The organism is Lysinibacillus sphaericus (assembly GCF_000600105.1).
Classification (GTDB): domain Bacteria; phylum Bacillota; class Bacilli; order Bacillales_A; family Planococcaceae; genus Lysinibacillus; species Lysinibacillus sphaericus.
On sequence record NZ_CP006837.1, the window covers coordinates 1789659 to 1804717 of the forward strand.

16 protein-coding genes are annotated in these 15059 nt (G+C 37.0%); 13 read left to right on the top strand and 3 right to left on the bottom strand.

The window, feature by feature from the left end; genetic code table 11:
- Window positions 1-222 precede the first annotated feature (222 nt).
- Window positions 223-777 carry a DJ-1/PfpI family protein gene (locus T479_RS08195; RefSeq protein ID WP_025219190.1) on the bottom strand — a complete coding sequence of 185 codons (555 nt, stop codon included), beginning with the start codon at window positions 775-777 and terminating at the stop codon, window positions 223-225.
- Window positions 778-1011: 234 nt separating this feature from the next.
- On the opposite strand from T479_RS08195, the gene T479_RS08200 reads away from it, so the two are divergent.
- Together T479_RS08200 and T479_RS08205 are read left to right on the top strand one after the other, a co-directional pair.
- Window positions 1012-1410 carry a MarR family winged helix-turn-helix transcriptional regulator gene (locus T479_RS08200; RefSeq protein WP_024363426.1) on the top strand — a complete coding sequence of 133 codons (399 nt, stop codon included), beginning with the start codon at window positions 1012-1014 and terminating at the stop codon, window positions 1408-1410.
- A 5-nt stretch (window positions 1411-1415) separates the two neighbouring features.
- The gene (locus T479_RS08205; protein ID WP_025219191.1) at window positions 1416-2606 is read left to right on the top strand and encodes an MFS transporter; all 1191 of its coding nucleotides are present in this window, start codon (window positions 1416-1418) and stop codon (window positions 2604-2606) included.
- Between the two features lie 128 nt (window positions 2607-2734).
- Here the strand turns inward: T479_RS08205 and T479_RS08210 are convergent, their stop codons facing one another.
- Together T479_RS08210 and hmpA are read right to left on the bottom strand one after the other, a co-directional pair.
- The gene (locus T479_RS08210) at window positions 2735-3361 is read right to left on the bottom strand and encodes a C40 family peptidase (RefSeq protein ID WP_024363428.1); all 627 of its coding nucleotides are present in this window, start codon (window positions 3359-3361) and stop codon (window positions 2735-2737) included.
- A gap of 193 nt (window positions 3362-3554) precedes the next feature.
- The gene (hmpA, locus tag T479_RS08215) at window positions 3555-4763 is read right to left on the bottom strand and encodes an NO-inducible flavohemoprotein (RefSeq protein ID WP_025219192.1); all 1209 of its coding nucleotides are present in this window, start codon (window positions 4761-4763) and stop codon (window positions 3555-3557) included.
- A gap of 348 nt (window positions 4764-5111) precedes the next feature.
- Between hmpA and T479_RS08220 the strand changes: the two genes are divergently transcribed.
- The 11 genes from T479_RS08220 (at window position 5112) to T479_RS08270 (ending at window position 15042) form a co-directional block, all read left to right on the top strand.
- Complete coding sequence (locus tag T479_RS08220) at window positions 5112-5315, top strand: hypothetical protein (protein WP_024363430.1); 204 nt, start codon at window positions 5112-5114, stop codon at window positions 5313-5315.
- Between the two features lie 29 nt (window positions 5316-5344).
- A complete protein-coding gene (locus tag T479_RS08225) occupies window positions 5345-5782 on the top strand; it encodes a WapI family immunity protein (protein WP_025219193.1) in 438 nt (145 codons plus the stop codon).
- A gap of 23 nt (window positions 5783-5805) precedes the next feature.
- Window positions 5806-6525 (top strand): metallophosphoesterase family protein, encoded by a 720-nt coding sequence (locus T479_RS08230; RefSeq protein WP_024363432.1) that lies wholly within the window; start codon window positions 5806-5808, stop codon window positions 6523-6525.
- 155 nt (window positions 6526-6680) lie between these two features.
- Window positions 6681-7328 (top strand): GntR family transcriptional regulator, encoded by a 648-nt coding sequence (locus T479_RS08235; protein ID WP_025219194.1) that lies wholly within the window; start codon window positions 6681-6683, stop codon window positions 7326-7328.
- Between the two features lie 177 nt (window positions 7329-7505).
- Window positions 7506-8621 carry a M20 metallopeptidase family protein gene (locus T479_RS08240; RefSeq protein ID WP_025219195.1) on the top strand — a complete coding sequence of 372 codons (1116 nt, stop codon included), beginning with the start codon at window positions 7506-7508 and terminating at the stop codon, window positions 8619-8621.
- A gap of 36 nt (window positions 8622-8657) precedes the next feature.
- Window positions 8658-10070 (top strand): YfcC family protein, encoded by a 1413-nt coding sequence (locus tag T479_RS08245; protein WP_025219196.1) that lies wholly within the window; start codon window positions 8658-8660, stop codon window positions 10068-10070.
- A 38-nt stretch (window positions 10071-10108) separates the two neighbouring features.
- Entirely contained in the window at window positions 10109-11332 is a 1224-nt protein-coding gene (locus T479_RS08250) for a M20 metallopeptidase family protein (RefSeq protein ID WP_025219197.1), read from the top strand.
- A gap of 243 nt (window positions 11333-11575) precedes the next feature.
- A complete protein-coding gene (locus T479_RS08255; RefSeq protein WP_025219198.1) occupies window positions 11576-12388 on the top strand; it encodes an amino acid ABC transporter substrate-binding protein in 813 nt (270 codons plus the stop codon).
- Between the two features lie 101 nt (window positions 12389-12489).
- Window positions 12490-13146, top strand: coding sequence for an amino acid ABC transporter permease (locus T479_RS08260; RefSeq protein ID WP_025219199.1), 657 nt, complete (start codon window positions 12490-12492; stop codon window positions 13144-13146).
- 12 nt (window positions 13147-13158) lie between these two features.
- Entirely contained in the window at window positions 13159-13905 is a 747-nt protein-coding gene (locus T479_RS08265) for an amino acid ABC transporter ATP-binding protein (RefSeq protein WP_024363439.1), read from the top strand.
- Between the two features lie 396 nt (window positions 13906-14301).
- Window positions 14302-15042, top strand: coding sequence for a S8 family peptidase (locus T479_RS08270; protein ID WP_158497874.1), 741 nt, complete (start codon window positions 14302-14304; stop codon window positions 15040-15042).
- Window positions 15043-15059 lie beyond the last annotated feature (17 nt).

The window sequence follows — 15059 nt, forward strand, 5'->3', positions numbered from 1 at the left end:
CAGCACAGTAAGCCGCAACCCTCGCTAACGCGCGGTCTGCCCGCGTCTTACGTTCTGTGCTGTCCCGCAGGAGTCACCACCTCCGCTACCAACAACTAGTGAACACTTCTAATTTTTTTAATTACAAAAGCAAGAATAGCTAAGTTCCCATATAGCAAAAAATTATGAACACATTTCGTCTGTTTCTTAATTTTTTTTAGTTATGTCCCAACTTCTTCTTCCTTATGCTTCTATTTTTTTGATAAACTCACGCATTAATCCAGGTAAATCTGGCCATGCATGACCACTGACAAGGTTACCATCGGAGTGCAGATTTGCGTCAATATACGTACCGCCTGCGACTTGAACTTCCGGTTTGCAGGCGATATAAGCTGTTAGTTCGCGCCCTTTTAGGACTTCCGGTATTGTCGCGAAAATTTGTGCGGCATGGCAAACAGCTGCGATTGGTTTATTTGCTTCAAAGAAATGGCTTACAAGCGCCGGAACATGCTCGTTTAATCGGATGTATTCAGGGGCACGCCCACCAGGAATAATTAAACCATCAAATTGTGCTGGATCGATATCCGCGAAGGCTGCATTTGCTTCTATGCCATATGCTGGACGCTCGATATACGTATCCACACCATCCACAAAATCATGACAAACCGTTTGCATCTTTTTTACTGATGGAGCAGCAATAGTGACATGATAGCCCGCCTCTAAACAGCGGTAATATGGATAGTAAATCTCTAAAGCTTCTACTGCATCACCTGCGATAATTAGTATGTTTTTCCCCATGTTTCCATCTCCCTTTTTTAGTCTAGTAGCTTTATTCGACATTTACTATAAATTCCCTGCTAGTAGGGGTAAAACAGGACATATTGCCACTAAACTCGTGAGAATCGCCACAAACCATAAGAAAAACGCCATAAAATGCATGCGCAACGCCAGTATAAATATCTTCCTTTACAACATAAAAAATGAGGCGTATAGTATTTATTTAGCTAGGTAAATAAATGAGGGGGAGATGCAATGAATCCAATTTTCCATGCATTATTTCAAAAAAGTCGATATTTAACGAATTGTTTAAACGAAGTTTTAAAACAACATCAGTTGTATAGTTCGCAATGGACCATTTTATATTGTTTACATAAGCACGGTTCAATGACTTTGACACAAATTTGGAAGTATTTAAATGTCGAGGCGCCAAGTATAACAAGAGCTATATCGCGGCTTGAAGATTTAGGCTGGGTGGAAAGAGTTGAAGGAGAAGATAAGCGCGAAAAAATTGTGACATTATCAGCCATGGCGGAAGAACGTTTACCGATTATTACAAAAACGATATTAGCATTTGAAGCAGAAATGGTTGGTTCCCTGACTGAAGAAGAACAGTCACAATTTATAAATCTATTGCAAAAAATGAAAGGTTGATTGATATGCAGCAAGAGGAAAACACACAAATATGGACGAAGCGGTTCATTAGTTTATTTTTAACAAATATAGCGGTATTTTTTGTTTTTTATGGTCTAGTCACAACTTTACCTTTATATGCGATTGGTGAACTGCACCAAACGGATAAAGAAGCGGGATTATTACTATCGGGGTTCTTGTTATCTGCCATTATAGTACGCCCGTTTTCTGGTAAGTTATTAGACGTGTTCGGTAAGAAAAAGCTATTAGTTATCGCAATTGCAGGCTATTTTTTATGTACCATTTTATATTTATTTATTCATCCATTTGGCCTTTTATTAACTTTGCGCTTTGTGCAAGGGATTTTCTTTAGCATTATTACGACAGCAGCCGGTTCTTTAGCGGCTGATATTGTGCCGGCAAGTCGTAAAGGAGCAGGGCTAGGCTATTTTACAATGTCTACAAATTTAGCCGTAGTCATTGGTCCTTTTATCGGTTTACTACTAATTCAATATAGTAGTTTTAATGTTTTGTTTATCGTTATGAGTATCTGTATTTTAGTAGGGGGTATACTAGCTGTAACAGTTGATACAGAGGATTTACCCAAGCCTGAACATACGGGGAAATTGACATTTAAGTTTGATGATTTATTTGAACGGAAAGCATTGCCAGTAGCTGCCATTGCAAGTATGGTCGCGTTTTCTTATGCAAGTGTGTTATCATTTTTGTCAGTATACGCACAGCAAAAAGATTTAATGGCTGTGGCAAGTCTTTTTTATGCTGTGTTTGCAGCCGCTATGTTAATTACACGACCTTATACTGGCAAGCTTTATGATACGAAAGGACCGCAGTTTGTTATTATCCCCGGTATTATTTCTTTCGCAATTGGACTAATCCTCCTTGCTAATGTTGCAGGAGCAGCACTATTTTTAGTTTCGGCCATTTTTATTGGCTTTGGTTACGGTGCTGTGACGACAAGCTTGCAAGCACTAGCAGTTCAATCAACCGCTCATACTCGTAGTGGCTATGCAACCGCAACATATTTTACAATGTTCGATCTTGGTATTGCCCTTGGATCCTATATTTTAGGTATGGTCGCGGTGCAAGTAGGGTACGCTTCCGTCTATTTTACAGCAGCAGCTGTACTTGGGATTGTTTTTATTATCTATTTGCTTCGTTTAGCAAAATTAAAAGCCAAGAAAGTAGCACACACGTAACATATTTGTGAATGCCGATAAACCTAGAAATCGCCCATTACGATTGTAAAGGGCGATTTTATTTTGGGATTAGCCTGAATACTATAAAAAAAGATAAACAGTTAGGGCATGCCTAACTGTTTTATAAATCATGATAAGCGTCCATAACCTACAAAATGTTTCTTCCAGTAGGAGCTGTGAATGTTGGCAATGCTAACACCGCCATCACTAGCATTAATCATTTGGTTATTGCCAATATAAATACCTGCATGTGAAATGCCTGCTTTATAAGTATTGGCGAAAAATACTAAATCCCCAACTTGTGGTGATGTTATTTTTTTTGCAGCATAATAAAAGCCTGCTGCTGATTTGCGGCTTGTCGAAATACCAGCATTATTATAAACATAAGTAATGTAGCCTGAGCAATCAAATCCTGTGCTCGGTTTGCTACCACCAAATGTATACTTTACACCTAATTGCTGTTTGGCAACTTGAACAAGGCTTTTCGGTGCGCTCGGGGTTGCTGGAACTTTTGCAGGCGTGCTATTCAGCGTTAATTTTTGTCCAACACGAATATTTGAAGAAGTTAAGTTATTCCATCTCATCAATGTTTGATAAGAAATGCCGTTTTGACTGGCAATTTTCCATAGAGAATCCCCAGATTTCACTGTATATGTTGCAGCAGATGCTGTGTCAATTGTTGAAAAAAGTACAGAAGAGCCTAACGCTAATACTGCTAATTTCATCCCCCACTTATTTCGTTTATTCTTTTTCATGATATGTATCCTCCTAAAAACATTAAAACGTATTACTTGGTACAATAATGATATTAACATGCTAATATTACAGTTCTATGTCAACAAAATAACATTAAGGATACAATTCATATAATAATGGAGGAACGCTAATTAAGCTTATGACTTAAGCAATAGAAAAAACTAGCCCTGCGCATACAGGGCTAGTCCATTGTTACTTTGTATTTAATTGTAGTGCGGGACCGAAAAATTCGTAATGGATTTGACTGTCTGCGATATTGCATTCGTGTAAAGCATTTACTGCTGCTTCCATAAACGGAGTTGGGCCACAAATGTATACTTGCGTATCTGGTGTTAACAGAGGTCCAAGCACATTCGCATTAATGTACTCCTTATTATCAGAATACAACACTTTATGATGGGCATTGCTGTCTTTTTTGAATACGCGGAACAGCTTGCTTAAACCAGTAGGACCATTTAAAGCATTCATTTTATTTTGAATATCTTCATGGAAAGCAAGGACCTGTTCATTCCGTGCACATTGGAGAAACGTAACATTTTCTTTATTTTCAATCGTTTGTAACATCGCATTTAACGGTGTTACACCAATACCACCACTAATGAATAGTACGGGAGCACTTGTTGGCTCATATGTGAATACACCGGCTGGTGCACTAACATCAATAATTGTTCCAAGTGCAGCATCATGTAAGAAGTTGGAAACTTTCCCTTTTGGACTGTGTGCACTTTCTCGTTTCACAGAAATTCGGAATTCTTGCCCATTACTTGCTTGGGATAATGTATATTGACGATTTAATAAATAATCTTCACCTGGAATTGTTACACGAATAGAAACATATTGGCCTGGTTTGTACGCAGGTACTTTTGAGCCGTCTATTGGTTGCAAGTAAAAGGATGTAACATCATCGCTTTCTTTGACAGTGCGCGTAATTTTGAATTGTTTAAATGCGCGCCAGCCATTATTTTGTTCTGCCGCTTTATATAAATCTTCTTCCACTGAAATAAAGATATCTGCAATCACGCCATACGCTTTGCCCCAAGCTTCGATGATTTCATCAGTTGCTGCATCACCTAAAACTTCTTTAATAGCTGCAAGCAAGTATTGACCGACAATTGGATAATGCTCAGGTAAGACGCCAAGACTTACATGTTTATGTGCAATTTGTACGACAACTGGTACGATCGGTTCTAAGTTATCGATATGTTGTGCAGCGGCATACACTGTATTTGCTAAAGCGCCCTGTTGGCGACCTTTTGTTTGATTAGTATGGTTGAAAATATTTAATAGTGATGGATTATCTTTAAATAAATTGTGATAGAAAGTTTTTGTAATGGCTACACCGTGTACCTCCAAAACCGGTACTGTGGATTTAATCACGTTAATTGTATGTTGATCTAACATGTTGAACACGTCCTTTCGTGCTTTACTATATGCTTAAACAATCTTTAAAGCAATATATAAAATACATCTTTAACAAAATGGACACAAACATGTATCTATAATACTTCTTTTGGTTAAAAGTTCTTCGCGTTGTTTGGCACTAAGATGAATATAGTAGAATTACGATAAAAGGAGATATTTTTAGAGATTGTTTGTTGAAAAACTATTAGTAAATGTGAACGATTACTTTGAAATGAAACGAAATAATTCTTCGGTCGTAAATATAGTAAGGATAAGCATACATTTTTTAACTATGAATAATATGGCATCTATTGAACTTTTACATAGATCAAATCAGGAGGTTTTCGCATGAATCAATATCCGACAATAACGGAATGTCCAAAATGTGGTGGACTAGAATTAGGGAAGGGAAAACATAGTGGTTATGCATTAATGCACCCAGTGAACAAGATGAGCTTTGGCTCAGAAGTTGAATATATTCTTTGTACAGACTGCGGTTTTATTATCGAAAGCTATGTCAAAAAGCCCGAGAAATTTAAAGGGACACTTTAAGGTTTATTTTGATTGAGGAGGTGATTTAAATGAAATTTTATATACTAGGGGAAAAAAATGAACGAATAGAAATTGAAGTACTAATAAGAAGTTACCCTAATAGCACAGATTATTGGGATGCCAATTGGATTACATCAGCGATAAAAATAGAAATCCCAGGTTACTTAGTTCAATTTACTGCAGATTTAAGAACAGACGAATTAAGGGATTTTCTTGCTGAATTAACTATGATAAGTAGTGATTTAAGTGGTAAAGCAATGCTATTAAATATGGAAGATTATATACAACTTGAATGTCAAATGAACAAGATGGGACAACTATTGTGGTCAGGTCAAACATGTTATCCAGTAGGCAACGGAGCGGTGTTAAAATTTGAATTTAAATCTGATCAATCCTATTTGCAAAGATTAGTAAAGGAAGTAGAAGACATTTTGCTCGTTTTTCCAGTAATAGGTAATCCTGATTAGGTGGGGTAAGAGGAGGAAGCTTTGTGACGAAAATTGCAATTATCTCGGATATCCATGGAAATAAAACGGCATTGGAAGCAGTTTTAAAAGATATTCGCTTAAGAAAAATTGAAAGAATTTTTTGTTTAGGTGATTTAATTGGCAAAGGTCCGCGTGGATCTGAATGTATAGAACTTATCCAAAAGAATTGCGAACGAGTTGTGCGAGGCAATTGGGACGTATTTATTCAATCGCCTACAGACAATGATTTTATTCAGTGGTTCAAAAATAGATTAACAATAAAAGATTATCAGTATTTAAAATCGTTACCATTTCACATTGATCTCGAATTAAATGGACAATTGATAAGGTTTTTCCATGCGTCTCCAAGAAGTGAATTTGAGCGTATTTTGGATAGTCATCCACTTGAGAAGCGATTATCTATGTTTGACAATAGTACAATAACCGATCCAAACCATAACAATAAAATTCCTGATATTGTATTCTACGGCGATATTCATACAACTTTTTTACATACATATACAAATGGTATTTTGTGTAACGTGGGGAGCGTCGGCAATTCACTGGATTTAACTTCAGCTTCCTATGCAATACTAGATGGAACCTATGCAAACAATGCTATTCAATTTATTAGGGTAAAGTACGATAGAGAGGCTGAGCTTCAGATTGCACAAGCGTTGGGTTTACCTCAATTCGATAAATACTATGATGAGATTATGTTAGCGAAATATCGCAATGTATAATGGTTTTTTAATATATTTGTAAAGTAACGTAAGAGGGAAAGCGATTTAACAAATAAAAATCCATTTCATGACTGTGGCTAAGATACTTGAAAAAAGTGTATAGTGTATAGTAGATAAAAAGGATTGTAAAAATATTATTAAATAGAGGTTACTTTATGAATAATTATTTATCGTTAAAAGACCATGTTTATAATTATATCGTAGATCAAATCAACAACGGGAATCTGATTGCTGGAAAAAAGGTCAATGAAAGTGCGATTAGTGAAAGCTTAAATGTTAGCAGGACACCCGTTAGAGAGGCATTAATACAATTGTCTTCTGAAGGGTTATTAGAAAATGTGCCAAGAAAAGGGTTTGTAATTAAAAACCTAACAACAGAAGAAGCGAAAGAAACGTATTTTATTATTGGGGCATTAGATGGTTTAGCTGCTTCATTAGCAGCCCCTTTTTTAACCGAGAAACATATGAATGAAATGGAGTTTTATATTCAAAGTATTGATTTAGCCATTAATACTGGTAATTTCTCGATGTATCATAAAATGCAGGAAGCTTTTCATGGCGTCTATCTTTCTGTCTGCCCAAATAAAAGTCTTGTAAATCTTCTTTTACAATTACAAAAAAAGTTTTTGAAAAACTTCGCTCATTCTGGTGAGGCAGAACTGACAAAGAAAAGATTGTCTCAAACTAATAATGAACATCGAAAAATGATGGAATTATTTGAAAAAGGTGAGCTAGCTGAACTAGAGAGATACATGAAAGAAGTACATTGGAATATTGATAAAGCAGAGCTTATCCCACTTTAGGAAGAAAAATGCTCGCTTATACACAATAAATAATTCTGTCTTTAAAAAGACAGAATTATTTTTTTGTTGAAAAAATTAAAATATAAAATATAATATACAATATACATTATACGAATTTGTATAAATTGAAAGCGTTAGGGATTAAAAAATCTGGTTATTTTAGGAGGGAATTACACAGTGAAAAGTTTAAACTTCGATTTAGCAAAACAATTGCGACACGAATTGCATCAACATCCAGAACTTTCGAACGAGGAAGTGTGGACAAAGCAGCATTTAATCAATTTTTTGAAAACGTATACAAATCTAGAAATTGTAGATAAAGGAAACTGGTTTTATGCCATTTACTATGCCCAATCAGCTACGCAAAATATCGCGTTCCGTGCAGATTTTGATGCACTTCCGATGGATGAAGTAATTGATCTTCCTTGGGCTTCTCAATTTCCAGGTAAAGCACATAAATGTGGACATGACGGTCATGCAGCGACTTTAGCGGGTTTGGCACTTGAAGTCGATCAAATGGGCGCTGATAAAAATATCTTTTTCCTCTTTCAGCCTGCGGAAGAAACGGGCGATGGAGCCATTCAATGTGTCGATTTTATTAAAGCACATAATATCGATGAAATTTTCGCCTACCATAATATGAGTGGGCTCGCTTATAAAACCGTCGGAATTATTGATGGTACAGCATTATGTGCTTCTAAGGGTATGACCATCCATATGGAAGGTTCACCTACCCATGCCAGTCAGCCGGAAAAGGGCATTAATCCAGCATTTGCGATTGCGAACATTGTCAAAGCAATTCCTGATTTTACAGCTCCAGAACGCCATAATGGGCTTGTCCTTTGTACAGTTGTACATATTGATGTTGGAGAAAATGCTTTTGGTATCGCAGCTTCGAAAGGGGATCTACGTTTAACGATACGTGCCCTATATGAAGAGGAACTCAATACGCTTCAAGAAAACCTTGAACATTTTGCCAAAGTTCAAGCGCAACAATACGGCTTACAGGTAAGTTTTCACTACAATGATGAATTCCCGGAAACGGTCAATCACAAAGAAAGTGTAGATAAGATTCGTTGTGCTGCAAAATCGGAAGGTATCGCATTCGTAGAATTGAGCGAAGCTTTTCGTGGGTCTGAAGATTTTGGACACTTTACGAAGTTAACAAAAGGAGCCTATTGTTTCATAGGGAATGGTGAAGATTACCCACATGTCCATACACATGAATATGATTTCCGTGATGAATTAATTGAATCGGGTGTGGAGCTTTTTAAAGCATTAATTAAATACTAATTTTGCTAATAACAAGAGGGATTTGGAGGATTTCACATGTCATTAAAGGACAAACAAAAGGGAATTAACTTTCCACATGTTTACATTATGTTCATGCTCGTCATGTTGCTCGTTGTAATATTGTCTTGGATTGTTCCAAGTGGGGAGTATGAGCGAATTGTCAATCCAGATACGGGCATTACCGAACTTAATACAGAAAAATTTACGTATGTGGAACAAGCAAAACCAATAGGGTTTATGGATTTTTTCACAGCTTTACATAACGGGGTAGTGCAATCAGCAGATATCATTGTCATGTTGCTGTTTGCAAGTGGCGCCCTATTTATTCTTGAAAAGTCTGGTGCGATTGCAGCCGGTATTCATAAATTATTAAGCATTGCAGCAGGAAAAGAAAAACTAATTATTATTACTTTACTCATCTTGTTTTCCGTATTGGGAACAATTGGCTTCGGAGAAGGAGGCATTCCATTTATTCCACTTGCGATGGCTGTTGTGATGGGCTTGGGGTATGACCGCATCACGGCTTTTGCCATTCCAACTGTGGGCTTAGCCATTGGTTTTACATCAGGAGTGGTTAACTTTTATACGACGGGTGTTAGTCAATCCATTGTTGGATTGCCAATTTATTCGGGTTTAGCATTCCGTATCGTTGCCTTAATGGTCTTTGTCATTATTTCAATCATTTACATTCTTCGCTATGCAAATAAAACAAAGGAAGATCCGAGTAAAAGTATTGTGGCTACAGAGTATTTGGAAGAGCTGGAGAATTCAAAAACAGCAGAATATGAAGAAGAAGAATTTACACGGTCTAGAAAGTTAGCATTAGTAGGTTTAGTTTTTGTATTAGTTGGTAGTGCTTTCGGTGCGATTAAACTAGGATGGGGCATGCCTGAACTATCGGCTGTCTATGCGATTTATGCGATCGTACTAGTCCTAATTTTAAAACTTAAACCAAGCGAGGCTGCTGAAACATTTGGTATTGGAGCGGCGAGATTATTGCCTACAGGTCTAGCCATTGGGTTTGCACGTTCGGTGATGATTTTAATGACGCAGGCGCAAATAATTGATACAGCAGTCCATTCATTATCGAATCTATTAAGTAATACAGGAACTATTATTACTTTATTAGTCCTTTTCATCGTGGTGATTTTCTTTAACTTCTTCGTTGTTTCAGGAAGTGGGAAGGCTATTATTTTAATGCCGATTATGGGACCTTTAGGGAAAATATTAGGCATTAATCAGCAAGTAATGGTTGTCGTCTACCAATTTGGTGATGGCTTCACGAACTATTTATGGCCGACATCAGGAGGGCTAATGGCAGCGCTTGGTATGTCAAATGTTAGTTATTCCGCTTGGGTGAAATTTTCAGTGAAACTATTCCTTTTACTACACTTCGCGGCATTTGTCTTAATATTAATCGCTCAATATATGGATCTAGGACCATTCTAATAGATTAATTCATTCTAAAAAATAAAGGGGATTGCAACATGATGAATATTTTACAACATGCTAAGAAATATGAAGAACAAATTATTCAAGATCGGCGCTATTTACATCAATATCCGGAAATTGGCTTTGAACTACCGAACACACAAAAATATATTCAACAACGGCTTGATGAAATGGGGATAGCCCATAAGCAATGTGGAGTAGTCCCCCCTGAGATAAAAGAAAAATATGCAGTAGCAGGATTTGGTTCGCAAGATTATTGTACAGGCGTAGTTGCGACAATTGGGCAAGGAAGCCCTTGTATACTTTTGCGCGCTGATATGGATGCACTACCCATTGAAGAACAAGTAGACTGTGAATTTACTTCAAAAAATCCAGGTGTGATGCATGCTTGTGGTCATGACTCCCATGTGGCAATGCTCTTAGGCGCTGCACAAATTTTAAAGGACAGGGAAGCAGAGTTACAGGGCACGGTTAAATTATTGTTCCAACCTGGTGAAGAGTGGGGTTATGGTTCTAAACTAATGATTGATGATGGTTTACTACAAAATCCAAAGGTGGATGCTGCTTTTGGGATTCATATTATGCCCGATCAACAAGCGGGCACATTATCTGTCCATAAAGGGACATTAACGCAAGCGATGGATACGTATATCGTTACAATTCAAGGTAATGGTGGCCATAGCTCGCAGCCACATAAAACAATTGATGCGAATATGATTATGAATCAGTTATATACTAGTTTAAACCTATTAATGACACGAGAAGCAGATCCAAACCATAGTGTCACCTTTTCGGTAGGTGCTATGAGTGGCGGTACGGCGACCAATATTATTCCTGACAAAGCAGTGTTACAAGGCAATATGCGTAGCTATGACCAACAAACACGTGACCACTTATGTAAACGCATTCCGGAGATGATTGACCATACGGTAAAAGCATGGCGTGGAGAGTATCATACAATCGAATTCCATACACCAACAACTTATAATAATCCACAATTTATTGATGCCATTACCCCATTTTTAAAACATGTAGTAGGAGCTGAAAATGTGGTGGATAACGGATACCTCGGAGGTTCGGAAGACTTTTCTTACATTTCACAGGAAGTACCTTCTGCATTTGTTGTGTTAGGAACTGGCAAAGAAGGCGAGGCTCCAGTGCATAACCCGCGCATGCGCCAAAATGAAGAGATTTTTAAATATGGTGCTGCTCTACATGCAAATGTAGCAATAGGATGGCTAAAACAACAGCATAAATAATATCTTGAAAAACAGTTCAGCTACGTTGAGTAGTTGAATTGTTTTTTTGGTGGAACAAGTTATGCTTCTGTTATATTCAATCGTTCAGAATAGAGAAATTTTTATTGAATAATATTCTAATAATTCAATCAGGATATTGACAATAATGCGCCAGTTTGATATTCTTTAACACATTAGTAGTTTAGCAAGAGAAAGTGTAGTTTTTGCTATAAAACAAATTACAATGTAAGGGGATATTAAATCATGAAGCGTATTTTTACACTACTTTTTATGCTTACAGCTATTCTTGCTTTAGCAGCTTGTGGTACTTCTGGAGATAAATCGAGTACGACGGATAGCTCGAAGGAGACAACGAAAGGAACAGACAAAGATACTATTATTATAGGAATCGACGACAAGTTTGCACCAATGGGATTCCGTGATGATAAAAATGAAATCGTAGGTTTTGATATTGACTTAGCACGTGCTGCTGCTGAACATATGGGAATGGAAGCTCAATTCCAACCAATCGATTGGAAAACGAAAGAAGCAGAATTGATTAGCGGTCGTATCGATGTAATTTGGAATGGTTACACAATTACAGATGAGCGTAAAGAAAAGGTTTTATTTTCAAAACCGTACCTAGAAAACTCACAAGCTGTAATGATATTAAATAAATCGTCTATTAAAAAATTAAGTGATTTAGCAGGAAAAGAAATCGGTATTCAATCACAATCATCTGCTGCTGAAGCACTGAATTCAAATCCAATCCACAAAGAAGTGAAAAACGTAACAGAATTTGCAGACAATGTTTTAGCTTTAACAGATTTAAAAACGGGGCGTGTAGATGCAGTCATTATTGATGCTGTTGTAGCAGAATATTACATGACGCAAGAGCCTGACACATTCAAATTATTAGATGAATCATTAGCACCAGAACAATATGGAATTGGTGTCAAACCAGGTAACGAAGCATTATTAGAAAAACTGCAAGCCGCTTTAGATAAAATGAATGAAGATGGCACAGCCGCAGAAATTTCAACAAAATGGTTTGGTGAAAACAAGGTTTTAAAATAATGGTAATAAATCGTGTACTTATGCGGCACGTTTTAATTGAATGTTATCAGTCGATAAGAGTTTCCTCGTGAAACTCTTATCTTTTTGGAGGGAAAATAATTATGGCGGACTACTGGCAAACAATGATTTTGCCGATGCTTGAAGGCGCAAAAATGACGGTGTTGCTGTTCATTATTGCCATTTTGGTATCGATTCCACTAGGTTTTTTGCTTACATTAGCTGTGAAAAGCCGTATCAAACCACTGTCTTGGCTAGCCAATACGTATATTTATGTCATGCGCGGTACACCGCTATTACTACAATTGTTATTAATTTGCTTCGGTTTACCGATGGTGCCGGTAATCGGTGAATATCTGGTACTTGACCGCTTTGTTGCCGCATGTCTTGGTTTTATTTTAAATTATGCTGCCTACTTTGCAGAAATATTCCGTGGTGGCTTATTAGCAATTGATAAAGGCCAATACGAAGCAGCGCAAGTGTTAGGTCTGTCAAAATGGCAAACAACAACACGCATTATATTGCCACAAATGTTCCGTGTAGCGTTGCCTGCTTTATCGAATGAATCTGTTACATTGATTAAAGACACAGCACTTCTTTATGCGGTAGCTGTACCTGAACTGCTGCATTTTGCACAAACAGCTGTCAACCGTGACTTTACCATTGTGCCGTTCTTTATTGCGGGCGCTATTTATTTGGTTATGACGCTTGTTTTAACGGTATTCTTTAAGTGGCTTGAAAAACGGTTTAAATTTGAATAGAGGTGGACACAGATGGCATTGCTTGAAGTATCGAATTTGAAGAAATCCTTTGGCAAGTTAGAGGTGCTAAAGACCATCACATTGAACGTAGAGAAAAATGATGTCGTGGCTGTTATTGGGCCTTCTGGATCGGGTAAAAGTACAATGCTTCGAAGCTTAATCCATTTAGAAGAAATTAATGGCGGCAGCATTTGTGTAGATGGTGACTATTTAGTACAAAACGGGGCATATGCTAAGCAACAAGACATTAAAAAAATTACCGCAAAAATGGGCATGGTATTTCAACATTTTAACCTATTCCCTCATTTAACAGTACAACAAAACCTTGAAATTGCACCAGGCTTACTAAAAACGGAGTCATCGGATGCAATTAAAAAACGTTGTCAAGACTTATTACAAAAAATTGGTCTTGCTGATAAGGCACAGGCCTATCCAGCGAATCTATCTGGAGGGCAAAAACAGCGTGTGGCTATTGCACGAGCACTTATGATGAACCCACAAATTTTATTATTTGATGAGCCCACTTCTGCCCTTGATCCAGAACTGACAGGTGAAGTATTAAAAGTCATGAAAGATTTAGCGGAAGATCAAATGACGATGATTGTTGTGACACATGAAATGGGGTTTGCACGAGAGGTCGCAAACAAGGTGGTCTTTATGGACGGCGGCGACATTATCGAGGCCAACCATCCAGAAGCGTTCTTTACGAATCCACAACACGAACGGACAAAAGCATTTTTACAAAGGAATTTAAAATAATAGAGAAGCTGTCTCATTTGAGATAGCTTTTTTTGTTGATAGAGTCATGAGGAAATCGCCAGTATAACTTCAGGTAACGTCACGAAACCCTCAGGAATCGCCACAAAACCTACAGAAAACGCCACTAAACTAATAGGTAACGCCATTAAAATTGGCATGGAAATCTACATTAAATTGATTGACAACCTTTATCGAGATAATTTAGAATAATCTAAAAAATGATTGAAAAACTTCATTTGTCTTCGAAAAACCCTACAGAATAACTCTCTTTACGAAATCCATGTTGGAAATATTTTTTAACAACTACATAACAAGGTGGCGAACACTATTAATAAAAAATTTAGTGTATTGTTGTCATTGATTATTTGCATTCTTTGTTATTTTGCCTTCGGACAATTGGCAATAAAAAGTGACGGCGAATATATAAAAGTTGCTGTACTGGACAGTGGTATAAATAAAGATTTGGATGTCTTTCAAGGTGTCGCATTTGAAGAAGTCAATTTAACGCATCCTGGGGAAAAAATTAAAGATGATTTTAATCATGGTACGCCAGTCGCGGGAATTATTGTAGGAGAAGCAAAAGCTAAATTAAAAATATATGATATTAAACTTTTAGATGCACAAGGCAATGGCTCAATTGATCATTTAGTAGAAGCTATTACATGGTGCATAGATAAACAGGTAGATTTCATTAATATTAGTTTTGGCTTTCAAACGCCCAATGCTGAACTAGAATCTACTATTGAAAAAGCAGTAGAACAAGGAATTACTATAGTCGCCGCAGCTGGTAATACATATGGTTTAGCAACTGACTATCCAGCAAAATTGGATGGTGTATTGTCAATTGGTTCTATTAATGAAAAAAATAAACGATCCTCTTTTTCAGCTATTGGAAAAATTGATTATGTTTTTAACGGGGAGAATGTACAAAGTATTCATCATAATGGGCAAGCATCTGTCTTTACGGGAACCTCTTTTGCAGCTGCCTATGCAACACATCTATTCATTCAGTTGAAAGAAATATATAAGGAGGTTGAGTCAAAAGAAAATTTTAACGCTATCTTACAACAATATACTGTGACAAAAGATTTTTGGAATGAAGCTGAATATGGCAAAGGTACGATATTTATACAATAATAAAGGAGAAATGAAAC